At 73.4% G+C, this 23,111-nt stretch carries 22 protein-coding genes; 16 read left to right on the forward strand and 6 right to left on the reverse strand.

Annotated elements, in window-relative coordinates; translation table 11 throughout:
* The first annotated feature begins 53 nt into the window (after positions 1-53).
* Positions 54-602, forward strand: coding sequence for an RICIN domain-containing protein (locus F9B16_RS28085; protein ID WP_192809030.1), 549 nt, complete (start codon positions 54-56; stop codon positions 600-602).
* 25 nt (positions 603-627) lie between these two features.
* Here F9B16_RS28085 and F9B16_RS28090 read toward each other — a convergent pair whose 3' ends face one another.
* On the reverse strand, positions 628-1,899 hold the full coding sequence (locus tag F9B16_RS28090) for a PucR family transcriptional regulator (RefSeq protein WP_225992000.1): 1,272 nt from the start codon (positions 1,897-1,899) through the stop codon (positions 628-630).
* A 228-nt stretch (positions 1,900-2,127) separates the two neighbouring features.
* Here F9B16_RS28090 and F9B16_RS28095 point away from each other — a divergent pair, with 228 nt between their 5' ends.
* From F9B16_RS28095 to F9B16_RS28110, 4 genes are all read left to right on the forward strand, one after another.
* A complete protein-coding gene (locus F9B16_RS28095; RefSeq protein ID WP_151543214.1) occupies positions 2,128-4,350 on the forward strand; it encodes a SpoIIE family protein phosphatase in 2,223 nt (740 codons plus the stop codon).
* Between the two features lie 165 nt (positions 4,351-4,515).
* Positions 4,516-5,172, forward strand: coding sequence for an endonuclease III (gene nth, locus F9B16_RS28100; RefSeq protein WP_225992003.1), 657 nt, complete (start codon positions 4,516-4,518; stop codon positions 5,170-5,172).
* Positions 5,173-5,281: 109 nt separating this feature from the next.
* Positions 5,282-5,941: an NUDIX hydrolase gene (locus tag F9B16_RS28105; protein WP_404800522.1), complete on the forward strand. Its 660-nt coding sequence runs from the start codon at positions 5,282-5,284 to the stop codon at positions 5,939-5,941.
* 225 nt (positions 5,942-6,166) lie between these two features.
* On the forward strand, positions 6,167-7,363 hold the full coding sequence (locus F9B16_RS28110; protein WP_192809031.1) for a MarP family serine protease: 1,197 nt from the start codon (positions 6,167-6,169) through the stop codon (positions 7,361-7,363).
* A 23-nt stretch (positions 7,364-7,386) separates the two neighbouring features.
* On the opposite strand, the gene F9B16_RS28115 is transcribed toward F9B16_RS28110, so the two are convergent.
* The 5 genes from F9B16_RS28115 to acs form a co-directional block, all read right to left on the reverse strand.
* Positions 7,387-7,839: a DUF309 domain-containing protein gene (locus F9B16_RS28115; RefSeq protein ID WP_151543216.1), complete on the reverse strand. Its 453-nt coding sequence runs from the start codon at positions 7,837-7,839 to the stop codon at positions 7,387-7,389.
* A gap of 42 nt (positions 7,840-7,881) precedes the next feature.
* Positions 7,882-8,805, reverse strand: a complete 924-nt coding sequence (locus tag F9B16_RS28120) for an alpha/beta fold hydrolase (RefSeq protein WP_151543217.1) — start codon at positions 8,803-8,805, stop codon at positions 7,882-7,884.
* A gap of 8 nt (positions 8,806-8,813) precedes the next feature.
* The gene (locus F9B16_RS28125; RefSeq protein WP_151543218.1) at positions 8,814-9,245 is read right to left on the reverse strand and encodes a phage holin family protein; all 432 of its coding nucleotides are present in this window, start codon (positions 9,243-9,245) and stop codon (positions 8,814-8,816) included.
* A gap of 28 nt (positions 9,246-9,273) precedes the next feature.
* Positions 9,274-10,518, reverse strand: a complete 1,245-nt coding sequence (gene nhaA / locus F9B16_RS28130) for a Na+/H+ antiporter NhaA (protein WP_151543219.1) — start codon at positions 10,516-10,518, stop codon at positions 9,274-9,276.
* Between the two features lie 210 nt (positions 10,519-10,728).
* Entirely contained in the window at positions 10,729-12,696 is a 1,968-nt protein-coding gene (acs, locus tag F9B16_RS28135) for an acetate--CoA ligase (protein ID WP_151543220.1), read from the reverse strand.
* Between the two features lie 245 nt (positions 12,697-12,941).
* Here acs and F9B16_RS28140 point away from each other — a divergent pair, with 245 nt between their 5' ends.
* From F9B16_RS28140 to F9B16_RS28190, 11 genes are all read left to right on the forward strand, one after another.
* Positions 12,942-13,733, forward strand: a complete 792-nt coding sequence (locus tag F9B16_RS28140; protein ID WP_151543221.1) for a Fic family protein — start codon at positions 12,942-12,944, stop codon at positions 13,731-13,733.
* Between the two features lie 47 nt (positions 13,734-13,780).
* Positions 13,781-14,401 carry a pentapeptide repeat-containing protein gene (locus tag F9B16_RS28145; RefSeq protein ID WP_151543222.1) on the forward strand — a complete coding sequence of 207 codons (621 nt, stop codon included), beginning with the start codon at positions 13,781-13,783 and terminating at the stop codon, positions 14,399-14,401.
* A gap of 1,062 nt (positions 14,402-15,463) precedes the next feature.
* Positions 15,464-16,540, forward strand: coding sequence for a septum site-determining protein Ssd (gene ssd, locus F9B16_RS28150; RefSeq protein WP_151543223.1), 1,077 nt, complete (start codon positions 15,464-15,466; stop codon positions 16,538-16,540).
* Positions 16,541-16,577: 37 nt separating this feature from the next.
* A complete protein-coding gene (locus F9B16_RS28155) occupies positions 16,578-17,729 on the forward strand; it encodes a TadA family conjugal transfer-associated ATPase (RefSeq protein WP_151543224.1) in 1,152 nt (383 codons plus the stop codon).
* The gene (locus F9B16_RS28160) at positions 17,726-18,442 is read left to right on the forward strand and encodes a type II secretion system F family protein (protein ID WP_151543225.1); all 717 of its coding nucleotides are present in this window, start codon (positions 17,726-17,728) and stop codon (positions 18,440-18,442) included. Before F9B16_RS28155 ends, F9B16_RS28160 begins: the two co-directional genes overlap by 4 nt.
* Positions 18,443-18,927: 485 nt before the next feature.
* Positions 18,928-19,746 (forward strand): type II secretion system F family protein, encoded by an 819-nt coding sequence (locus F9B16_RS28165; RefSeq protein ID WP_151543226.1) that lies wholly within the window; start codon positions 18,928-18,930, stop codon positions 19,744-19,746.
* Between the two features lie 120 nt (positions 19,747-19,866).
* Positions 19,867-20,046 (forward strand): DUF4244 domain-containing protein, encoded by a 180-nt coding sequence (locus F9B16_RS28170; RefSeq protein WP_151543238.1) that lies wholly within the window; start codon positions 19,867-19,869, stop codon positions 20,044-20,046.
* A complete protein-coding gene (locus tag F9B16_RS28175) occupies positions 20,043-20,495 on the forward strand; it encodes a TadE family type IV pilus minor pilin (RefSeq protein ID WP_318839264.1) in 453 nt (150 codons plus the stop codon). The genes F9B16_RS28170 and F9B16_RS28175 overlap by 4 nt, the downstream gene beginning before the upstream one ends.
* Before the next feature lie 173 nt (positions 20,496-20,668).
* Positions 20,669-21,073 (forward strand): Rv3654c family TadE-like protein, encoded by a 405-nt coding sequence (locus F9B16_RS53915; protein ID WP_225992005.1) that lies wholly within the window; start codon positions 20,669-20,671, stop codon positions 21,071-21,073.
* Between the two features lie 228 nt (positions 21,074-21,301).
* Positions 21,302-22,528: a hypothetical protein gene (locus F9B16_RS28185; protein WP_151543228.1), complete on the forward strand. Its 1,227-nt coding sequence runs from the start codon at positions 21,302-21,304 to the stop codon at positions 22,526-22,528.
* Between the two features lie 194 nt (positions 22,529-22,722).
* Positions 22,723-23,094: a hypothetical protein gene (locus F9B16_RS28190; protein ID WP_151543229.1), complete on the forward strand. Its 372-nt coding sequence runs from the start codon at positions 22,723-22,725 to the stop codon at positions 23,092-23,094.
* The last annotated feature ends 17 nt before the right edge of the window (positions 23,095-23,111 follow it).

Consider the following 23,111-nt stretch of genomic DNA (forward strand, 5'->3'; position numbering starts at 1 on the left):
CCCCACACGAAGTGCGCCACATAGGACGATCCGTCGGGCGCGGCGAAGCCCACGTGCCAGCGGCTCGGCGCGTCGCCGTCCTGGTGCGCCAGCCCGTCCCAGCGGGCGGCGAGGTCGCCGACCACGCGTCCGGGAAGAAACCCGCCGGGCGCGGGCAGCCCGGCGGCCCGAACGGCGGGCCCGCGGCCGCGAACCCGTCGGGGACCGGCCCCTACCGCGTACGCAACACGACCCTCCAGTCCTGCCTGGCCCCCAGCGGCACGGACGTCGTCCAGCGCTCCTGCAGCGGCGCCGCGACGACCTGGCGCCGCAAGAACACCGCGGGCGGCTTCACCCTGACCAGCGTGTCCACGGGGAAATGCATGGCGCGCGGGCAGCTCTCGGCCGGTCCCATGTGGGAGGGCGGGCAGGAGTACTCGGTGGTGATGGCGCCCTGCGGCGGCGCGAACCAGGTCTGGAAGCTGGTGCAGTTCGGCGGCGTGTACCGGCTCGCCAACGGCGACGGCTGGTACCTCCAGGCGAGCTGGTCGGGCCTGCAGCCGGTGACGCTGAAACCGTCCTCGTACGCGGGAATGGCCGCCCAGGGCTGGGCCGTGAGCTGACCGTCCCCGCGCACGCCGGAGGCGGTCAGCCGTAGCGGAGCTGCTCCCGCGTCGACGGCTCCGGGTTGAGGGCGAGCCAGGCCCGCAGCGCCATGTGCAGCTCGAGCCGGTCCGAATCCGCGTTGATCGTGTCGCCGAACAGGTCCTCCAGCTGCCGGAACCGGTACCGGACGGTCTGCGGGTGCACGTGCAGGTGACCGGAGACCGCCGTCGCGTTGAACCCGCACTCCAGCGACGCCAGCAGCGTCTCGGCGAGCCGGTGCCGCTGCGCCGGGCGGGCCGCCAGCAGCGGCGCGAGCCGCCGCTCGATCACCTTCTCGACCAGGTCCCGCTCCCGCATCATCACGATGATCGGCATGTGCAGCTCGGCGGCGATCGGGGTCGCCGGGGCGAGCGGGTCCCGGTCGATCAGGCCCTGGTCGGCCAGGTCCAGCGCGTCCCGCGCCCAGCGCAGCGACTTCGCCGCGCCCGTCAGCTCCACGGCCGGGCCGATCGCGGCGGTCCAGCCGTCCAGCCGCCGCTCCAGCAGCCGCGCCCGGCCGGGGCCCTCCGGGTCCGGGACGATCAGGCACGGCTCGGCGCGGTGCAGGCCGAGCAGCACGTCCGGCGGCAGCGACGGCCGCCGCGTCTCCGGCCCGGCCTCGCGCAGCGCCACGGCCGCGACCGTCCGGGGCAGCGGCCAGGCCGCCTCCCCGGCCGCCTCCCGCAGGTCCCGCACGGCGGGCGCGGGGTCGCCCAGCAGCAGGTCCAGCAGCCGCCGCCGGTGGTCCTGCTGCGACCCGGCCGCCCGCGCCGCCGCGTCGGCGTGGCCCTCGGAGACCGCCGCCGCGAGCTGGTTCATGTAGTCGAACATCGCGTGCGTGATGCCCGCCATGGTGGACGCGTCGGCCCGGTAGCCGAGGCGCCCGGCGCGCTCGGTGAGCTCCTCGACCGCGACCCCGGCGCCGATCCGGATCGCCGTGTGCCAGGAGTCGAGCGTGCGCCCCTCGCCGGCCTCGCCGGCCCCGACCCGCCACCAGAAGTCCAGCACGTCGGCGGACGAGACGCCGGGATCGGCCAGCAGGTCCAGGAAGTGGCCGATGGCGCACTCCACGGCCGTCTCCAGGCCCCGGGCGTACCGGGGGTCGTGCGGCCGGACGAGCTCGGGCAGCCGCTTCTCGATCCGCCGCGCCGCCTCCTCGGCGACGGCGGGCACCTCGCCGCGCAGCTCACCGGCCAGCCGCGCGGAGCCGTCGAAGGACAGCCCGAGCTCGATGCGGCGCACGGGAAGGGAAACCACCTGGCTGAAGTCAGACAATGAGATCTCCTTCGCGGGGTACGACGTGCTGATAGAGACGGCGCGCACCGCCCGGGATTACGGGGTTTCGCGGAAGTTCTCGCGGCCGGGCGCGGCCGCGCCGTCCGGAGCCGGTTCCGTCACGACCTGCCCAAGGCTGCGGCGATTCCTGGGTCGATGGCCGAACGGTGGGTAGTTTGAACAACCTGACCTGCGACAACCGGGGGAAAGCGGACTTCTGCGGGGCGGATGGCATTGGACACCCACACCAACACCCCTCTGGGCGGCGGTACCGGCGCCGAGCGGCGCGCGGCCGCGCGGTCGGCGCGGTCCGCGCCGATCACCGAGTGGGCGTTCGACCAGTCCCCCTTCGCGGTGGCCGTCCACGACACGGACCTGGTGTGCCTGCGCGTCAACGACCGCATGTGCCGGATGTTCGAGATGACCGAGGACCAGATCCGCGGGCGGCGCCTCACCGAGGCCCTGCCCGGCCCCCAGTTCGAGGCGCTCGCGCGCTACATGCGCCAGGTCCTCGACACGGGCGAGCCGGTGCAGCGGGAGACCTACCGCAAGGTGCCCGGCGAGGAGCTCGAACGGGCCTGGTCGGTGACCATCGCCCCGCTCAAGGACGAGCACGGCCGAACGTGCGCGGTGTGGGTCGGGGTCCTCGACATCACCGAGCAGTACCGGGCGCGGCAGCGGCTGGCCCTGGTCAACGAGGCCAGCACCGCCATCGGCAGCACCCTGGACGTCACCAAGACCGCCCGGGAGCTGGTCGACGTGGTGCTGCCGCGGCTGGCCGACGTCGCCATCGTCGACCTGCTCGACTCCATGACCGGCGAGAGCGAGCCGCGCCCGGGGCCCGTCCCGGCCACCGTGGTGATGCGGCGCGCCGCGCACGGGTCCGCCGGCGGGGACGTGCCGAGCGCGGTACGGCTCGGCGACGTCGACCACTACCCCGAGTCGTTCCCCTCGGTCCGCGCCCTGACCAGCGGCGAACCGGTGCTGACCGGCTTCGGCGATCCCGGCTTCCTGCCCTCGATCGAGGGCAACCCCGACCGGATCGGGGCCGTCGTCGAACACGGCCTGCACTCGTTCCTCAGCGTGCCGATCCGGGCCCGCGGGATCACCCTCGGCGTCGCCACCTTCCTGCGCGGCCGCGACCGCGAGCCGTTCGTACCGGACGACGTGCTGATCGCCGAGGAGCTCACCGCCCGCGCCGCCGTCTGCCTCGACAACGCGCGCCGCTACAGCCGCGAGCGCGCCACCGCGCTGGCGCTGCAGCGCAGCCTGCTGCCCCAGCGGTTCCCGGAGCAGTCCGCGGTGGAGGTCGCGGGCCGCTACCTGCCCGCCACCTCGCACGACGGCGTCGGCGGGGACTGGTACGACGTGATCCCGCTGTCGGGGTCGCGGGTCGCCCTCGTCGTCGGCGACGTCGTCGGCCACGGGCTGTACGCGTCCGCCGCCATGGGCCGGCTCCGCACCGCCGTGCGCACCCTCGCCGACATCGACCTGCCGCCGGACGAGCTGCTCACCCACCTCGACGACCTCGTCGGCCGGTTCGCGTCGGAGGCGGACGCCACCGGGCCCGGCGAGCAGGACCCCGACCTCGGGGCGACGTGCCTGTACGCGGTGTACGACCCGGTATCCCGGATGTGCAGCATCGCCCGCGCCGGGCACTGCCCGCCCGCGCTCGTCACCCCCGACGGCACCGTCGACTTCGTGGACGTGCCCGCGAGCCCGCCGCTCGGCCTCGGCGGCCTGCCGTTCGAGAGCGTCGACATGGAGCTGCCGGTGGGCAGCACCCTCGTGCTCTACACCGACGGACTGGTCCAGTCCCGCGGCCACGACCTCGACGCCGGCCTGCAGCGGCTGCGCCGCGCGCTGACCCGGACGTCCCCGTCGCTGGAGACGACCTGCGAGAACATCCTCGGCTCGGTGATGCCCGACCGGCCGGTGGACGACGCGGCCCTGCTGGTCGCCCGGACCCGCGTGCTGAAGGCCGACCAGGTCGCCACCTGGGACCTGCCCGCCGATCCCGCCGTCGTCGCCGACGCCCGGCGGAAGGTGACGGAGCAGCTGTCGGAGTGGGGCATCGGCGACGCCGCCTTCGTGACGGAGCTGGTGGTGAGCGAGCTGGTCACCAACGCGATCCGGCACGCCGAGGGCCCGATCCGGCTGCGGCTCATCCTGGACCGGACGCTGACCTGCGAGGTCTCCGACGGCAGCGAGACCGCCCCGCACCTGCGCCGCGCCCGCGTCTTCGACGAGGGCGGCCGGGGCCTGCTCCTCGTCGCGCAGCTCACCCAGGGCTGGGGGACGCGCCATACCGCCGACGGGAAGACCATCTGGGCGGAGCAGTCGCTGCTCGCCCAGGGCCCGCCCGGCGGTCTCCCCGGCTTCGGCGATTTCGGCGACATCGATGATCTCGATGACCTCGGGGACCTCGGCGACCTCGGTGACCTCGGGTGACGGCCCGGGGCGCGGCCGTCTTCGCGTGCTCCGGCCGCCGGGCGCTCTAGTCTGAGTCGCATGGCTGAGGAGACGGGGGCCGGGAAGGCCGTGCCGGGCGGGGCGGCGCGGGCGCGCCGATTCCGGAACGAGACCCGGATCGGGCTGGTGCGGCGGGCCCGGCGGATGAACCGGATACTGGCCGAGACCTACCCCGACGCGCACTGCGAGCTGGACTTCGGCACCCCGTTCCAGCTGCTGGTCGCGACCGTCCTGTCGGCGCAGACCACCGACAAGCGGGTGAACCTGACGACCCCGGCGCTGTTCGCGAAGTACCCCACCCCGGAGGATCTGGCCGCCGCCGATCCCGAGGACGTCGAGGCGCTGCTGAAGCCGACCGGGTTCTTCCGCGCCAAGACCAAGTCGGTGATGGGCCTGTCGGCCGCGCTCCGCGACCGGTTCGGCGGCGAGGTCCCGGGACGGCTGGAGGACCTCGTCACCCTGCCGGGCGTCGGCCGCAAGACCGCGAACGTCGTGCTGGGCAACGCGTTCGACGTGCCCGGCATCACCGTGGACACCCATTTCGGGCGCCTGGTCAACCGGTTCGGCTGGACCGCCGAGGACGACCCGGTGAAGGTCGAGAAGGAGATCGGGGAGATGTTCCCCCGCAAGGACTGGACGATGCTGTCGCACCGGCTGATCTGGCACGGCCGCCGGATCTGCCACGCGCGCCGTCCCGCCTGCGGGGCCTGCCCGCTCGCCAGGGACTGCCCGTCCTACGGCACGGGGCCGGTCGACGCCGAGGCGGCCCGCAAGCTCGTCAAGCCCGGCCCGTTCTCGTGAGCGGTCTTGTCGTGAGCGGCCTCCTCGCGAGAGGCCCTCGGGCGCGCGGGAAGGTGACGGGAGCCTTCCCATTGGGAAGGAACGCGGGCGTTCCGGAGTTGGGAGTGGCGTGACCGAGACCGCATCCACCTGCCCGCCGTGGCTCGACCGCTTCCGCGCCGAGGCGCCGCGGCTGCCGGTGCCGCCGATGTTCGAGCCGCGGCCCGGCGCCCGCGCGGCCGCCGTGCTGATCCTGTTCGGCGAGGGACCGGACGGCCCGGACGTGCTGCTCACCGAGCGGGCCGCGACGCTGTCCAAGCACGCCGGGCAGCCCGCGTTCCCCGGCGGGCGGATCGACCCCGGCGACGACGGGCCGGTCGCGGCGGCGCTGCGGGAGGCGTGGGAGGAGGCGGGCGTCGAGCCGTCCGGCGTGGACGTGCTCTGCACGCTCCCCGAGCTGTACCTGTCGCACAGCCGGCACCGCGTCACGCCCGTCGCGGGCTGGTGGCGGGAGCCGTCGGAGGTCGCGCCCGGCCATCCCGGCGAGGTCGCGCTCGTCGCGCGGGTCCCGATCGCCGACCTCTCCGACCCGGCGAACCGGCTGACGGTCCGGCACCCGTCCGGGCTCAGGATGGGCCCGGCGTTCCGCGCCGGCGGCATGCTGGTCTGGGGGTTCACCGCGGCGGTGCTGACGCAGGTGCTGGTCGCGGGCGGCTGGGACCGCCCCTGGGACCCGGGCCGCGTCGAGGACCTGCCGCCGGACGTGCTGAGCCTCGCGTCCCGCGGCTGACGTCCGGCGCCCCCCGCGCGGGTTTCCGGCACGCCTGCGGGCACTTCCGGTGCGTCCGCGCTGGCATTTCCGGACGCCCCCGAAGTTCGCGCAGGTCAGGACGGTGCCGTCATCCCAGGCGCGGACGGGCCCGGCGCCGCGTCGCCCTGCACGGTCATCCGCCGCAGCCCAAACTGGTCCGGTGAGGGGACGTGAAGCGGGCCCGGCGCCCTATACGGTGAAGCGGTGCTGCACGACCACGTTCTCGATCTCATCCTGCTCGTGCTCGTCGTGCTGTTCGGAGTCTCGGGGTACCGGCAGGGCTTCATCGTCAGCCTGCTGAGCTTCGTCGGCTTCGTCGGCGGCGGCGTGATCGGGGTGCTCATCGCGCCGCCGATCGCCGAGGCCACGGTGAACGGGGCCGCGCAGCAGGCGCTGCTGGCCATCGTGGTCGCGTTCCTGGCCGCCACGCTCGGGCAGCTGATCGCCTCGTCGGTCGGCGCGGTGCTGCGCAACCGGGTGACCGGGCTGAACGCGCGCACCGCGGACGCGGTCGGCGGCACCGTCGTCAGCGCGCTGTCGCTGCTGGTCGTCGCCTGGTTCTTCGGGAACCTGGTGGCGAACTCGGAGTTCCGGCCGGTGCGCACCCAGGTCAAGGGCTCGACGATCATCAAGGGCATCAACGGGGTGATGCCGGCGCAGGCGCAGACCTGGTTCACCTCGTTCCAGGGGTTCGTGAAGAGCAGCGAGTTCCCGCAGGTCTTCAACGGGCTCGGCGGCGAGTCGGTGGTGCAGGTGCCGCCGCCGGACGAGTCGGTGCTGAACACCGCGGGCCTGCGCGAGGCCAAGAACAGCATCGTCAAGGTCGTCAGCACCGCGCCGCAGTGCCAGCGCCGCATCGAGGGCACCGGGTTCGTGTTCGCGCCGCAGCACATCATGACGAACGCGCACGTCGTCGCGGGCGCGCAGGGGCCGTCGATCGTGGAGTCCCGCACCGGGAACCGGACCCGCGGCCGCGTCGTGCTGTACGACCCGAAGCGCGACATCGCGGTGCTGTACGTGCCGGACCTGGACGCGCAGCCGCTGAAGTTCGCCGGGGAGGCGCGGGTCCGCGACAGCGCGATCATCGCCGGGTTCCCGAAGAACCAGCCGTTCACCCCGGGCGCCGCCCGGATCCGCGCCCGGCAGACGGCGCGCGGCCCGGACATCTACCACGCCGGGCAGGTCAGCCGCGAGATCTACGCGATCCGCGGGAAGGTCGAGCCGGGCAACTCCGGCGGGCCGCTGCTGTCCACCGAGGGCCGCGTCTACGGCGTGATCTTCGCTGCGGCGCTGGACACGCCGTCGACCGGGTACGCGCTGACGGCCGAGGAGGTCGCGCCGGACGCCAGGGACGGCGCGTCCCTCACCAAGCCGGTCGGCACGCAGAGCTGCTCCGACTGACCTCGGCCCCGCCCGGCGCGGGCCTAGGGCGTGGTGAGGCGGAGCTTCACCGGGGCTTCCTCGGGGTGGTCCGCCAGCGCGCGCGCCCGCTGGACGATGCCGTCCACGTCGATGCTGTGCGGAGGGGCCTCGCCGTACGGTTCGATGCGGTCGGCGGCGCGGCTCAGCAGTGCTTGCGCACCGCGCAGGTTCCCGCGCCGCAGATGGGTGATCCCCACGGCGACCTGGGCGAGCCCTCGCCACAGCTCCCGTTCCGCCTCCGGAGCGGCCTTCCAGGCGGCTTCGAGGACCTCGTGCGCGTGGAAGGGCCGGTCCTCGTCGAGGAGGCGCTGCGCCTCCACCAGGGCCTCCGCGGGCGGCATGTCCAGGTCGTCGGGCATGGTCGGCACCCCGGCGGCGCCGTGCGGCAAGGGACGGCCGTACGCGTCGCGCGGCCGTGCGTTGCGTGGGCGTCCGGACTCGTCACGATCCCGCATGCCTCAACCGTACGCGGGGGTCCGTCCATGGTGCGGGCCGCGTCAGCTGTCGGGCTCCGGGTCGGCGAGCCACCTGAGGAGCTGCGCGTCGAACGCGCGCGGACGCTCCTGGTGGGGGAAGTGCCCCGCCCCTTCGATCAGCTTCCACCGGTACGGCGCCGCCACGTAGCGCCCCGAGCCTTGAGCGCTGGAAGGGAGCGTGCATGGGTCGAGGGCACCGTGCAGCTGGAGCGTGGGCGCCTGGATAGGGGTGCGCATACGGTGCGCGTAACGGATGCCGTCCGGACGGGCCTGCGACCTGATCAGCCAGCGGTGGTACTCCAGCGCGCAGTGCGCCGTCCCCGGAATCTGCACCGCCTTCCGCACGAAACGCTCTGTCCGCTCGTCCGGCCACCCCGGACCGGACCAGTCGCGTAGGAGGCGCCCTGCGAGCTCCCCGTCGTCGCGGACGAGCCGCCGCTCCGGCCACATCGGCACCTGGAAGCCGAACGTGTGCCGTGTCGCCCACCCCTGCCCGCGCGGGTCGCCCAGCACCGACTGCCGCAGCCGCAGCGGATGCGGCGCCCCCACCACGGCCAGCCGCTGGACGATCTTCGGGTGGTACACCGCCGTCGTCCACGCCAGCAGCCCGCCCCAGTCGTGCCCGCACACGACCGCGTTCGCCTCGCCGAGCGCGCGCACCAGGCCCGCCGCGTCGCCCGCGAGCGTGATCAGGTCGTATCCGCGCGGCGGCTTGTCGCTGCCGCCGTAGCCGCGCAGGTCCACCGCGACCGCCCGGTAGCCGGCGTTCGCCAGCGACACCAGCTGGTGGTGCCACGACCACCAGAACTGCGGGAAGCCGTGCAGCAGCAGGACCAGCGGCCCCTCCCCGGCCTCGGCGACGTGGAACCGCGTCCCGCCCGCGCTGACGGCCCGGTGCGTCCACGGTCCGTCGACCTCGACCAGGGACGTGTCGTGCCCGGACATGGCAGGGGTCAGTCCGTCAGGGCGGGGGTGTCCGAGTCGCCGCGGTGCCGCAGCGCCGCGAAGTCGTCCTTGAGCGTCCTGCGCGTCCGCTTCGCCCCCTCGATCTTGCGCATGCGCAGGTAGCCGAAGCCGATCAGGCCGGCCGCGAGCAGCAGGTAGATCCCGGCGACGACCAGGAACGACAGCCAGTGGGACAGGCCCACCGCGACCAGCCCGTACGCCAGCGCGATCGACAGCAGGATGACGATCAGCCCGCCGATCAGCGCGGCGATCGTGAACATCACGCTGCCGTAGGCGGCCTTCTTCGCGTCCGCCTTCAGCTCCAGCTTGGCCAGGTCGATCTCCGCCCTGACCAGCGCGGAGACGTCTCTGGACGCCAGCGCGACGAGCTCGCCGAGGGACTTGTCCTCAACGCTCTCGCCGGGCAGTGCCTCGGACATGGCGCTCCTCTCCATTCCAGGTCGGCCGTCACTCCGCCGGGCGCGGGCGCGCCCTCCTCCGGAAGACGACGGCGGCGGCCGCCGAGGCGATGATGCTCGCGATCAGGACCGCAGTCGTCACTCTCTCGAATCGGGACGGGTCGGTATAGGCCAAACCGCCGATCAGCAGGGAAACGGTGAAACCCACCCCGGCGAGCATCGCGACTCCCGCGATCTCCCGCCAGCGCAGGTCCTCCCCGAGCGTCGCCAGGCCGACCCGTACGGCCGTCCAGGCGCCGCCGAGGACCCCCACGAACTTACCGATCACCAGACCGCAGATCACACCGAGGGCCACCCGATCACCGAGAACGGCGTTCAGCGCGGACCCGCTGAGCGCGACGCCCGCCGACAGGAACGCGAACACGGGCACGCAGAACCCCGCCGACAGCGGCCGTAGGACGTGGTCGGCCCGCTCCGCGTTCGTGGGCCGGCCATCGGGCGTCTCCCGCGAGCTGGTCAACATCCCCAGGGCGACCCCTGCGACGGTCGCGTGGATGCCGCTGCGCTGCACGCAGTACCAGGCGAGCACCGCGATCGGGAGGTACAGCCAAGGGGACCTGATGTCCCTGCTCTGTAGGAGCCCGTAAATCGCTATGAGCACGACGCCTATGCCCAGCCACGCCCAGTGCAGCGTCTCCGTGTAGAACAACGCGATGATGGTGATGGCGATCAGGTCGTCCACCACCGCCAGCGTCAGCAGGAACGCGCGCAGCGGCGCCGGGCACGACGAGAACGTCACCGCGAGCACGGCCAGCGCGAACGCGATGTCGGTCGCCGTCGGCACCGCCCAGCCGCGCAGCGCCCCCGGCTCGCCCGCGCTCACCGCCACGAAGATCAGCGCCGGCATCGCCACGCCCGCCGCCGCCGCGATCACCGGCAGCGCCGCGTCCCGCGGGTCGCGCAGCTCCCCGTGCGCCAGCTCCTCGCGCAGCTCCAGGCCGGCGATGAAGAAGAACACCGCCAGCAGGCCGCCGGACGCCCAGTGCTGCACGTCCATGTGCTCCAGGCCCAGCCAGTGCGGGCTCAGCTCGTGGCCCTGGAGGCTCTTGTAGGCGTCCGCCCACGGGGTGTTCGCCCAGACCAGCGCGGCGACCGTCGCGAGCAGCATGACGATGCCGCCGACCGTCTCCGTGCGCAGCGCCGCGGCGACCTGCCCGCCGTACCGGACCGTCGGACGGAACGGCCACACATGGGCGATACGGCGCTTTTCGGGCGCGGTGGACGGGCGCGGCATGAGATACCCCCGGAAGGCGGCGGACGGTCCGGACGCGGAGCCCCGCCCGCACGGTGCCGCGGAAGGGGGCGTCCATCGCCGACCAGACTTCCCGGCACACCTGATCACCAGGTTACCCGCCCGATCACCACCCCAAGCCCCGGACGCGCGACGGCCCGCGCCGGAGCGCCGATCTTGCGCTCCGCCGCGGGCCGTCCCGGAACCGTCCGGTCAGTCCTCGGACTTGGCGCTGGGCAGCTTCTCGGAGATCAGGTCCATCACCGTGCTGTCGGCCAGCGTCGACACGTCGCCGATGCTGCGGTTCTCCGCCACGTCCCGCAGCAGCCGCCGCATGATCTTGCCGGACCGCGTCTTCGGCAGCTCCGGCACCATCATGATCTGCCGCGGCTTGGCGATCGGGCCGAGCGTCTTCGCGACGTGGTCGCGCAGCTCCTTGAGGAACTCCTCGCCCTCGACCTCCTCGCCGGCGCTGCCGCGCGGGATCACGAACGACACGATCGCCTGCCCGGTCACCGGGTCCGTCGCGCCGACGACCGCCGCCTCCGCCACCTTCGGGTGCGACACCAGCGCCGACTCCACCTCCGTCGTGGAGATGTTGTGCCCGGACACCAGCATCACGTCGTCGACGCGGCCGAGCAGCCAGATGTCGCCGTCCTCGTCCTTCTTCGCGCCGTCGCCGGCGAAGTACTTGCCCTCGAAGCGCGACCAGTACGTCTTGATGTACCGCTCGTCGTCGCCCCAGATCGTCCGCAGCATGCCCGGCCACGGCTCGGTCAGCACTAGGAACCCGCCGCCGCCGTTCGGCACCGGCTCGCCCTGGTCGTCCACCACCTCCGCGGACACGCCCGGCAGCGGGCGCATCGCCGCGCCCGGCTTGGCGGCCGTCACGCCCGGCAGCGGGCTGATCATGATGCCGCCGGTCTCGGTCTGCCACCACGTGTCCACCACCGGCGTCCGGCCCGCGCCGATGTTCTCCCGGTACCAGACGTACGCCTCCGGGTTGATGGGCTCGCCCACCGACCCCAGTACGCGCAGCGACGACAGGTCGTACTGCGCCGGGATGTCGTCGCCCCACTTCATGAACGTGCGGATCGCAGTGGGCGCCGTGTAGAAGATGGACACCTTGTACTTCTGGATGACGTCCCACCAGCGGCCCTTGTTGGGCGTGTCAGGCGTCCCCTCGTACATCACGCTGGTAGCGCCGTTGGCAAGCGGCCCGTACACGATGTAGGAGTGGCCCGTCACCCAGCCGATGTCGGCGGAGCACCAGTAGACGTCCGTCTCCGGCTTCAGGTCGAACACCGCGTTGTGGGTGTAGGACACGTGCGTCAGGTATCCGCCCGTGGTGTGCAGGATGCCCTTCGGCTTACCCGTCGTGCCCGACGTGTACAGGATGAACAGCGGGTGCTCGGCGTCCATGGGCTCGGCGGTGTGCTGGTCGCTCTGCCGCTCCACCAGGTCCTGCCACCAGACGTCCCGCTCGTTCTCCGCGACGTCCTCGCCGGTACGGCGGACCACCAGCACGTGCTCGATCGTCGGGGTCTGCGCGACCGCCTCGTCCACGGTCGGCTTCAGCGCGGACGGCTTGCCGCGCCGGTACCCGCCGTCGGCGGTGATCACGAGCTTGGCCTGCGCGTCGTCGATGCGGGTGCGCAGCGCCTCGGAGGAGAAGCCGCCGAACACCACCGAGTGGGTGGCGCCGATCCGCGCGCACGCGAGCATCGAGATCGGCAGCTCCGGGATCATCGGCAGGTAGATCGCGACCCGGTCGCCCTTGCGGACGCCGAGCTCCAGCAGGGCGTTCGCGGCCTTGTTCACCTCGCGCTGCAGGTCGGCGTAGGTGAGCGTGCGGGTGTCGCCGGGCTCGCCCTCCCAGTGGTAGGCGATCTTCGCGCCGAGGCCGGCCTCCACGTGCCGGTCGACGCAGTTGTAGGCGGCGTTCAGTTCGCCGCCGACGAACCACTTGGCGAACGGCGGGTTGCTCCAGTCCAGGATCTCGTCCCAGCGCTTGGACCAGGTCAGCCGCTCGGCCTGCTTCGCCCAGTAGCCCAGGCGGTCCGCGGCGGCCTCGTCGTACGCCTCGGCCTTGACGTTCGCCGCTGCGGCGAGCTCGGCGGGCGGGGGGAAGCTCCGCGTCTCCTGCAGAAGGTTCGACAGTGTCTCTTGGCTCTGGCTCAACGCGTACTCCTTGCTAGCTGAACGGGGGTCGCCCGGTATCCCCACTCCACCAGGAAGGACCCGCCCCCACAAGGCCGCATCCCGAGTGTCGAGGAAGAGCGCGACCGGCGCTCACGGCTCCGGATGATGGCTGTGATGCCCGACACACAGTGCCTTCCCAGTGCTGCGCCTCGGGAACCGCCTCCGTTCTACGCGCGCCCAGGGGGGTTGCGCGAGCGATACCGGCGACCGCATAGGGTCGGGCCGTGACCGATGCCCTTGCTCAGATAGCGAACCTGCCCGGCGTCGCGGACGCCGTCGCCGACGCGCGCTCCGCCGTGGACCGGCTGCTGGGCCACCGCATCCTGCGGCGCCGCAGCGCCGAGGTGTCCACGGAGTCGGCGCTGCGCGGCGCGCGCGCGTCCGCCGTGCTGGAAGGCGCCTCGGTCACCCTTGAGGACCTGCGCACCACCGAGAACCCGACGGACCCGGTCGTCCAGGGGGCGCTTCGGGTCTCGGCGGAACTCGGCACGCTGACCGAGACGTGGCGGCAGGCCCCCCGTCAGGTCCTCGCGCGGCTGCACGTGCTGGCCGCGGCGGACGCCGTCGACAGCGCCGACCTCGGACGCCCCCGTTCCGACGACCAGCCGGTGAAGGACGTCCTAGGGCTGGGCGACCCGCCCTCGCCGACGGAGGTGGCGGCGCGCCTGGACGCCCTCAGCGGGCTCCTCACCCAGCCCACCAAGGCCCCCGCGCTCGTGGTCGCCGCCGTCGTGCACGGCGAGCTCCTGACACTGCGGCCGTTCGGCTGGGGCGACGGCATCATCGCCCGCGCCGCGCAGCGGATCACGCTCGTCGCCCGCGGCCTCGACCCGAAATCCTTGGTCGCGCCAGAGGTCGGCCATGCGGAACTGGCCGGCGACTACGCCGAAGCACTCCGCGCCTATGCGTCGGGTACGTCCGAGGGCGTCGCGCAGTGGCTCGCGCACTGCTCGGCCGCCGTGGCCGCGGCGGCCCGCGACTCGCAGGCCATCTGCGAAGCCTTCATGCGGGGTTGACGGTCTCCGCCCACCGTTCTGTCGGCCCGGCACGCCATGCTGCCGGTATGGCCGAACGGAAGGACGGGCGCCCCGCGGCGCCCACCGAGACCACCATCGCGTCCGCCGACTGGGACTCGCGCGACCTGACCGGTGAGCGGCACGAACGCGTGCTGTTCGTGGACGTCGACATGACGGAGGCGACCGGCACCGGCGCGGTGTTCACCGAGTGCACCTTCCGCGGCGTCCGGTTCAACGCGTCCACGCACACCGACGCGGCTTTTCTGAACTGCACGTTCGTCCGCTGCGGCTTCTTCGACGCGACCTTCGCCGGCTGCAAGGTCGTCGGTGGGATGTTCGACGGCTGCACGTACGACCTGATGAAGGTGACCGGCGGGGACTGGTCGTTCACCGGGCTGCCCGGCGCCGACCTGCGGCGCTCGTCGTTCACCGACGTCCGGCTGCGCGAGGCCGACCTCACCGGCGCGCGCTGCGCCGGCGCCACGCTCCGCGGGCTGGACCTGTCGGGCGCCTGGCTGCACCGCGCCGACCTGTCCCGCTGCGACCTGCGCGGCAGCGACATCTCGTCAATCGACCCGCACACCGTCGAGCTGAAGGGCGCGGTGATCGACCCGTACCAGGCGGTCGTGCTCGCGACGGCCCTCGGCCTGGACGTGCGCGGCGACTGACGGCCTACAGCGCTGGGCGTGCGGCGGCTTGTGCGGCGGCTTGTGCGGCGGCTGTGCGCGCTGGGCCTTGTGCGGGGGCTTGTGCGGTGGCGGGGAGTGCGGTGTCGGACACAGCGAACGGCGCCCGCCAAGGAGCGCCGCCGCCGATCACGTCACACCGGGTTACCAAGCGTGCACCTCACTATCGCCGGATCGGGTCAAGCCCGTCTCGGCGCGCCTCCCGCGGCTGGTCGCGCGTGGGTGCCCGGCTGCCGTGCCCGGACACGTGGTCCGTAGACCCTGTCTACGCCTCATTTGCCCAGTTGACAAGCCCCTATTCGGAAATCCGGACGGTCCGTGGCGGCCGTCCGGCGCGCCGCTCGCGCCGACTTCTTCGCCCGATAAGGGGCGAAACATGCAATTTCGGGCTATCCGCAACCGCCGCTCCGGACGCCAAAACGATCACGCAGTGTGATCGTTTCTTTTTGGTCCCCTGATCGGGAGCTCGGCCGGAAAAATCTTTGGTTCTCCGGTACGCTCCCACTTCCGTCCCGTTGCACTCCGTATGGGCGGGGACGGCCCCTGTGGTGCCCGCTCCTCCGTCCGGCACGGGGATCCGGAGGGGGGCGGCATCGACAGATGAGGATAAACGCCGCCCTCCGGGCGACTTTGCGACTCGACGGAACTCGCGGCGGTCGGGCAGCATATGTTGTATCTGCTTAGACTGGAGGCAACGAGTTTGCCTCTCCTATAGACCGGCCTTGCTAACGGCTCAGCCGATCTCCCCCCGAGACTTTCTTGGGAAAACGGACCGGCTCTACCCCCCCCGGAGCCGGACCGTTCGGCGACCCCCGCTCTCCCCCCCGGCGGGGGTCGCCCAAACATGCGGCGGGCGGGCGGCGGCGTGTCCAGATCCTCCACGCCACCGCCCGCTCGCCGCCTCCTTCTCCGCCCCGCCCACCAGGGCTTCCCCGGCCCGCCCCCTCGGGCGACGCGGAGAGTTATCCACAATTCACGGAACGCTTTCGCCGCCCGGCCACCGCGCCGCACGCTGGGGTCCTCTGAACGCCACTGGAGGACCCGATGAACATCGCGGCACTGATCATCACCGCCGACCCCGCCACCGCCGACGCTCTGCTCCGCCTCGCCGCGGCCGCCGACGCGCACGCCGAGGTCGCCCCCGGCCCCGGCGAGGCCCGCGCCGCCTGGACCTGGCCCGCGCTCGTCCTGGTCGGCGCCGACGCCGCCGGCGACGTCGCGTCCGCCGGCCTTCCCCGCCGCGGCGGCGTCGTCCTGGTCGCCGGCGCGACCACCCCCGAGGCGTACCAGGCCGCCGTCCGGATCGGCGCGCAGGACGTGGCCGTCCTGCCCGACCACGAGCAGTGGCTGATCGACGCGTTCGCCGCCGCGAGCGAACCCGACGCCGGCCGCGCCACCACCCTCTGCGTCGTCGGGTCCCGCGGCGGCGTGGGCGCCAGCGTCCTGTCCGCCGCACTCGGCCTCGCCGCGGCGGGCAGCGGCCTGCGCACCCTCCTCGTCGACGCCGACCCCCTCGGCGGCGGCGTCGACCTCATGCTCGGCCTCGAAGGCCACGAAGGCGCCCGCTGGCCCGACCTCGCGGAGCGGCACGGCCGGCTGAACGCCGCCACCCTCCGCGACACGCTGCCGTCCTCCGGCGACCTGTCCGTGCTGTCCTGGCGACGCGGCGAGTCCGTCCCCATCGCCGACGCGGCCGTCGTCTCCCTGCTCGACGCCGCCGCCCGCGGCTACGACCTGGTGATCGCCGACGTGCCCCGCTTCCCCGGCGACATCGGCCGCGCCGCGCTGCGCACCGCCGACGTCACGTTCCTGCTCGTCCCGGCCGAGGTCCGCGCCACCGTCGCCGCCGACGGCCTCGCCGCCGCCCTGCGCCGCGACACCCCCGACCTCCGCCTGGTCGTGCAGGGCCCGTCCCCGGGCGGCCTGACCCCCGGCGCCGTCACGCAGGCCCTCGGCCTCCCCGTCGTCGGCGTCTACGAACGCGACCGCCGCCTCCCCGCCGCGATCGAGGAGGGCGGCCTCGCCCGCGCCTGCCGCCGCGGCCCCCTCGCCGACTTCTGCGCCCGCCTCCTCGCCGACCTGGCCCTCCAGCCCTACGCGTACCGCGAGGAGGCCGCGTGAAAGCGCCGCACCACCTGCTCGCCCGCGCGGAGGCGTCATGACCAGGCTCTCGTCCGCCGTCCGGGACAGGCTCGCCGACGCGGGCGGCGAGGCCACCGCCGGACGCGTCGCCGCGGCGCTGCGCGCCGAGGACAGGCTCCTCGGCGACCGCGAGGTCCTCGCGCTCACCGACGAACTGCGCGCCGAGTTCGTCGGCGCGGGCCCGCTCGAGCCGCTCCTGCGGTCACCCGAGGTCACGGACGTCCTCGTGAACGGCCCCGGCGAGGTGTGGGTCGACGCCGGCTCCGGGCTCGTCCGCACCGACGTCCGGTTCCCGGACGAGGCCGCCGTGCGCCGCCTGGCCCAGCGCCTCACCGCCGCCGCGGGCCGCCGCCTCGACGACGCGTCCCCGTACGCCGACGCTCGGCTGCCCGGCGGAGTCCGGCTGCACGCCGTCCTCCCACCGGTCGCCGCGAACGGCACCTGCCTCTCCCTCCGCCTCCCCCGCCGGCGCGCCTTCACCCTCGCCGAACTCGTCGCGACCGGCACCGTCCCGCCCGAAGGCGCCGCCCTGCTCTCCGCACTGATCGAGACCCGCACCGCCTTCCTCATCACCGGAGGAACCGGAACAGGCAAGACCACCTTGTTGAGCAGCCTTCTTTCGCTGACCGATCCGGGGGAGCGGCTGGTGCTGGTCGAAGACTCGGCCGAACTGCGCCCGGCGCACCCTCACGTCGTCCGCCTGGAAGCCCGCCCGCCCAACGTGGAGGGCGCAGGCGGCGTCACGCTGAACGACCTCGTCCGCCAAGCCCTCCGCATGCGCCCCGACCGCCTAGTAGTAGGCGAGGTCAGAGGCCGCGAGGTCGCAGATTTGCTGCAAGCATTGAACACCGGCCATGAAGGCGGCTGCGGCACCCTACACGCCAACACCGCCGCCGACGTCCCAGCCCGCCTCGAGGCGCTGGCCTGCGCCGCCGGCCTCTCCCGGGAGGCGGTCCACAGCCAGCTCGCCGCCGCGCTCGACATCGTCGTCCACCTGGTCCGCGAGCCGGGCGGCGGTCGCCGCCGCGTCGCCGAGGTCTGCCTGCTGCGCCGCGCCGCCGACGGCCTGGTCGGCGTCCTGCCCGCCGTCACGTTCACCGCCGCCGGGCAGACGGTTCCCGGCGCAGGAGCCGACATCCTCGCGGCCCGCCTGGGGTGGACGCCATGACCACCGCTACCGGGCTCGCCGTCCTCTTCTCCGCCGCGTCCGCCTGGCTGCTGCTCGGCCCGTCCCCCGCCGGCGCGCGCCTCTCTCGCATCATCGCTCCCGCCCCTGCCCCCATCGGCCCGTGGCCCGCCCTCCGAACCCTCATCGAGACGATGAGGGAACGCCGAGGACGCCCCGGCCGCCGCCGCACCGCGATCATCGAACTCTGCGACGGGATGGCCGCAGAGCTGGCGGCAGGCCGCACTCCCGAAGAGGCCTTCGCCCTCTCGGCCGCCGTCCTCGACCCGCACGTGGCCACGGAACTCCTCACCCCAGGACGCCCACCGCCGTCGATCCCCGACCACCTTTCCGACCTGGCGCGCGAACCCGGTGCCGAGGGCCTCCGCCTCCTCGCGGCCTGCTGGCGCATCGGCACCGAACGCGGCGGCACCCTCGCCACCGTCCTGGACGGCCTTGCCGCCGCGCTCCGCGACGAGGAAGCCCAGCGCCAGGACGTCTCGGTCCAGTTGGCGGGCCCCCGCGCGACGGCCCGCCTCCTCGCCGCGCTGCCGCTCCTGGGCGTCGGCATGGCCGCCGCCCTGGGCGCCCATCCCCTCACCTTCCTCTGCGGCTCGCTCCCCGGCCTCGCCTGCCTGCTCACCGGCGTCGCCTTCAACACAGCAGGCCTCTATTGGACCCGCCACCTAGCCAAATCCGCCGAATCCCCCACCTGACCCCCGCCCATGCCACGACCGTCCACGCGACCCCCGATCACGCGACCCCCGCCGAGGCCACCCGCGCCCACGCCACGCGCCCGCGCCACGCGCCCGCGCCACGCGCCCGCGCCACGTGTCCACGCCGCGTGTCCACGCCACGTGTCCACGCCGCGCGTTCGCGGCGCGCCTTCGCGGCGCGCGTCCGCCGCACGCGTCCGCCGCACGCGTTCACGGTGCGCGTCCGCCGCACGCGTTCACGGTGCGCGTTCACGGTGCGCGTCCACGGTGCGCGTCCACGGTGCGCGTCCACGGTGCGCGCTCGCGGCATAACGGCGGCGGGGCACCTGCCGCGCCATGGACCCGGCTGTGTCGGTGGGGCGGCGTTGCTTCTGTGGCATTGGGGGACGGCTGTCGAGGACCCGCATGTGCGAGCGAGTGCATCGCGGGGAGCGGCCGCTCTTCTTGGGGCGGCGGGCTGTGAGGCACCGAGAGATGGAGGAACGATGGTGACGCTGATGGTGATGGTCTGCGCTGCGGCGGCGGGCTTTCTCTCGCCGAAGGGCACGAACGCAGCGCGACGCAGGCTCGATGAGCAATTCGACCAGGCCACACAAGGAAGGCAGCCACCGAGGCCGCGGAGCCGCGCCCCGGATGTCTCAGAGGCCGTACGTGACGCGGAGGGTGGCGGCGGCAAGCAGCACCGGGAGAGCGTGCGACGCGAGGCCATGTTGCGGCGGGCCGCGTCGGCGGTGGCCGGTGTCCTGTGCTGGGTGGCTTTCGGCGGGCTGATGGGCGGGGCGTTGGGCGTCGTCGTCGCGGTGGCCGTCTGGTACTCCTTCGGACGGCTCGGAAGCGCCGAGCGTCGGCGACGGCAGGCTCGCCTCATCGCGGACCTTCCGGTCGCCGTCGACCTCCTTGCCGCATGCCTGCGCGGCGGTGCCCCGTGGCACGACGCGGTCGAGGCCGTTGCGGATGCGGTCGGAGGACCTCTCGGGGAGGAACTGCGCGGTGTGGCCGTCCAGATCCGTCTCGGCGCCGACCCTGTGGAGGCATGGCTCGCGCTGACGGACGAGCCGATCCTGGCGCCGCTGGCCCGCACCGCCGTCCGCGCCGTCTCCAGCGGTGCGGCCCTGGCACCGACCCTCGGACGCCTCGCCCGAGACCAGCGACGCGTCGCACGCACGGCGGCGGCCGCGCGAGCGCGCGCGGCGGGCGTCCGGGCGCTCGCGCCGCTGGGGCTGTGCTTCCTGCCCGCGTTCGTCCTGCTCGGAGTGGTGCCGGCCATCGCCGGGATCGCCTCGACCATCCTCGTGCCGTGGTGACCCCGCCGAGTTATCCACAGAACGCGGTTCACCTGTTGGGCGGATCCGCCGCACACGAGCCTGGGATCGGACGCGACCGGGCGTCCACGAGAACAAGGAGGCCCCATGCGGGCGATACAGATGGTGGTGCGGAGATGGCGACGCCTTTCCGGAGACCGCGGGATGTCGACCGCCGAATACGCCGTCGGGACCATCGCCGCCGCGGCGTTCGCGACCCTGCTCTTCAAGATCGTCCAGAGTCCGGAGGTGCACACCATGCTCGCCGGGATCATCAAGAAGGCCCTGCAGATGGCGGGGTGAGCCGCGGCGCCCGCGACCGGGGCATGGTGACGGCCGAGATCGCGCTGGCGCTGCCCAGCCTGGTCCTGGTCACCGCCATCGCACTCTGGGGCGTGGCCGCCGCGTCGGCGCAGCTCACCTGCGCCGACGCCGCCCGGACCGGAGCGCGAGCGGCGGCACGCGGCGAATCCCTCGCCGCGGTACGGGAGCTGGTGGCCAAGGCGGTCCCGCCGCACGCCACGGTGACGATCCGCCGCGACGCCGCGACCGTCGAGGTCGACGTCTCGGCCCCGGTCGAACCCCCGGCCGCGACCGGCCTGCCGCCGCTGACCGTCCACGCCCACGTGGCCGCCGCAACCGAACCGGCCACCCCAACAGACCCGACCACCCCAACAGACCCGACCACCCCAACAGACCCGACCACCCCAACAGACCCGACCACCCCAACAGACCCGACCACCGTTACTTGATCAGGTGCAGTGAGGGGGCAGCGGTTGGTGGAGGGCGGCGCATGGAGGGGAGATGTTGAAGGTTCAGGCAGTTGGGGGGAGGGGGTCGGAGTCGTGAAGGTGAAGGGGGCGGGGTTGTGAAGTTGAAGGGGGGTGGGGTTGTGAAGGCGGTTTGGGGGGCGGTGCGGTGGGTGGTGGAGAGGGGGCGGGGGGATCGGGGGGCCGGGACGATCTGGGTGGTGGCGTTCATGGCCGTCATCTGGGTCGGCGGTGTGGTGGCCGTCGGGGTCGGCGGGGTGCGGGCCGCGCGGCATCGCGGGGACGCGGCGGCGGACCTCGCCGCGCTCGCGGCGGCGGCGCGGGTCGCGGACGGGGCGGCGGACGCGTGCGGGAGGGCGGGGGAGATCGCGAGGCGGTCCGGGGCGCGGATGGTGCGGTGTCGGGTTCGCGGGGAGATCGCTGATGTCTCGGTGACGGTGGCGCTGCGCGTGCCGCTCGGGGGCGGTGCCGTCCGTGTCCTGTCGAGGGCCCGGGCTGGCCCCGTGGGGCGAGACGGCGTAACCTGGCCCGGCGCGACTCGTTGCACTGAGTGTCAATAGGGAGGTGCGTGAGGTGGCCCTGGTTTCCGCTACCTCTTTGTCACCTTCCTGTGATTTTTCCTACCGTCCAGTACGTTACGCTGCCCTGAGCCCATAGTCATCACTCGGCACAGTGCGCCCCGCGAGCGTCGTCCTCGGCGGGTGGATTTGCAGGACGCTGTCGAAGGGATTGAGGCCGTGACCATCATTCGCAGGATCGGTGCAGTCGCGCTCGCGGCTCCCCTTGCGATGAGCATCCCGGTCCTCGGGGCGTTGCCCGCGGACGCGGCGACGACCGCGGTGATCAGCCCGGCGAACGGCGCCGTCATCACCAGCGGGTCGAGCGTGACCGTGAAGGCGCACTACGACTTCGCGCTGAAGATGCAGCTGCGCGTCGACGGCCCCGGGATCGGCGACACGTTCCTCAAGGAGAGCAGCTGGGCGGGCGACCTGTCGGCCCCGCTGGAGCTGCGCCGCAACGGCAAGTACAAGGCCTACCTCAAGGGTTCGATCACCGGGCAGATCTACGACTCGAACACCTTCACCGTGCGGATCGCGCCCGCCGCGCCGACCGGCGTCTCCGCGAGCGTGTCCGGCAGCAAGGTCGTGGTGAAGTGGAACCGCGGCTATGAGGACGACCTGCTCGGCTACTCCCTGTCGGGTTCCGGGGTGGGTTCGAAGTCCGGGTCGCTGGGGTCGCTCTGCTCCGGCACGAGCTGCTCCGCCAGCCTGTCGCTGACGCGGTCGAGCGGATCGGTCTCGGTCGCCGTGAAGGCCAGGCGGTCCACCGGGACGGGCGGGTCGCTGTACTCGTCCCCCGCGACGGCCAGTGCCGTGGCGGGCGGTGCCACCGGCGGTCTTCCGACCGGTTCAGCGCCGTCGCTGCCGACCGGGACCTCCGGGCCGAGCACGTCCACCCCGCTGACGCCGTTCAACAACGAGTCGCCGGTCACGCTGCCGTCCGTCCAGCCCGACGGCGCGACGCCCGGCCTCACCTACCCGGCCCCGCAGATCGCGACGGACGCGCCGAAGGCCGTGAACGTCGCCGCGACCGACCGGCTGCAGTGGGGCAAGAGCGTCGGGATCGCGCTGATCCTGCTGATCGTCGCGGCCCACCTCGGGACATGGACGCGGCGGCTGCGCGTCCACCAGGCCGGGGCGAACAGCCTGGGGATGGCCGCGCGCATCGCGCGCGGCGGCACCGGACGCAAGCGGGTCAAGAACGCACGCGAGCGGATCGCCCGGGCCGAAGCCATCGCCAAGACGGGATCCGTGAAGACGGCCGCGAAGGGCGCCCGCCCCGGCGACACGATGGTGCTCGGCGCGGCGCCCAAGGCGAAGACGAAGAGCAGGTCCGGACGCCGTCCGGCCACTATGGGCACGACCGGCGGCGTCGACGTCCAGATCGCCAAGCCGGCTTCCGGGAGGCCCGCCGGCAGGCGCCGCTCCTCCGGCCGCGGCCGCCGCCGCAAGTAGCCGGGCGACCGGCCCTGCCCCGGTGGGACGCGCGTAGCCGCGTCGCGCCGTCGCCCGCTGCGACCATCCGCGGGGGCATGCGGGCGTGGCGGGTGGGGTGGAGGTGCGGTCTTGGACGGGGGTGGCGAACGGTCTAGGCTGCCTTGCCAGCCGGATCCCCCGGATCGTCCGGCACGGGAGAGGAGACCCTCCGCATGATCATTTTGGGGTTGGTCGTCACGCTCGCCGCCATCGTCGCGGCCGTGGCCGTCATCCTGGACAACACCGGCGGGGTCCACGTGACCGCGTTCGGGCACGAGGTGCCCGGCATCACGCAGCAGTGGCACCTGTTCCTCGCCGGCGTCGTCGTCGCCATCGTGTTCATGGCGGGCGCGGGGATCGCCGCCCTCGGGTTCCGGCGCACCATGAACATGCGCAGGGAGCTGCGGGATCTGCGGGACGAGCACGAGGAGTCGCTGCAGACGCTGGAGCTGGAGCGGCGCAAGCTGCAGCAGGCGCTGGCGCAGGCCCGGCGCGGCTTGGACGAGCAGCCGTCCGTCCCGGCGCAGCGCGTCGCGCCGAACTAGCCGGCCCGGTCGTTCTA

Origin of the sequence: Actinomadura montaniterrae (assembly GCF_008923365.1) — a bacterium.
In the GTDB taxonomy this organism is placed as follows: Bacteria; Actinomycetota; Actinomycetes; order Streptosporangiales; family Streptosporangiaceae; genus Spirillospora; species Spirillospora montaniterrae.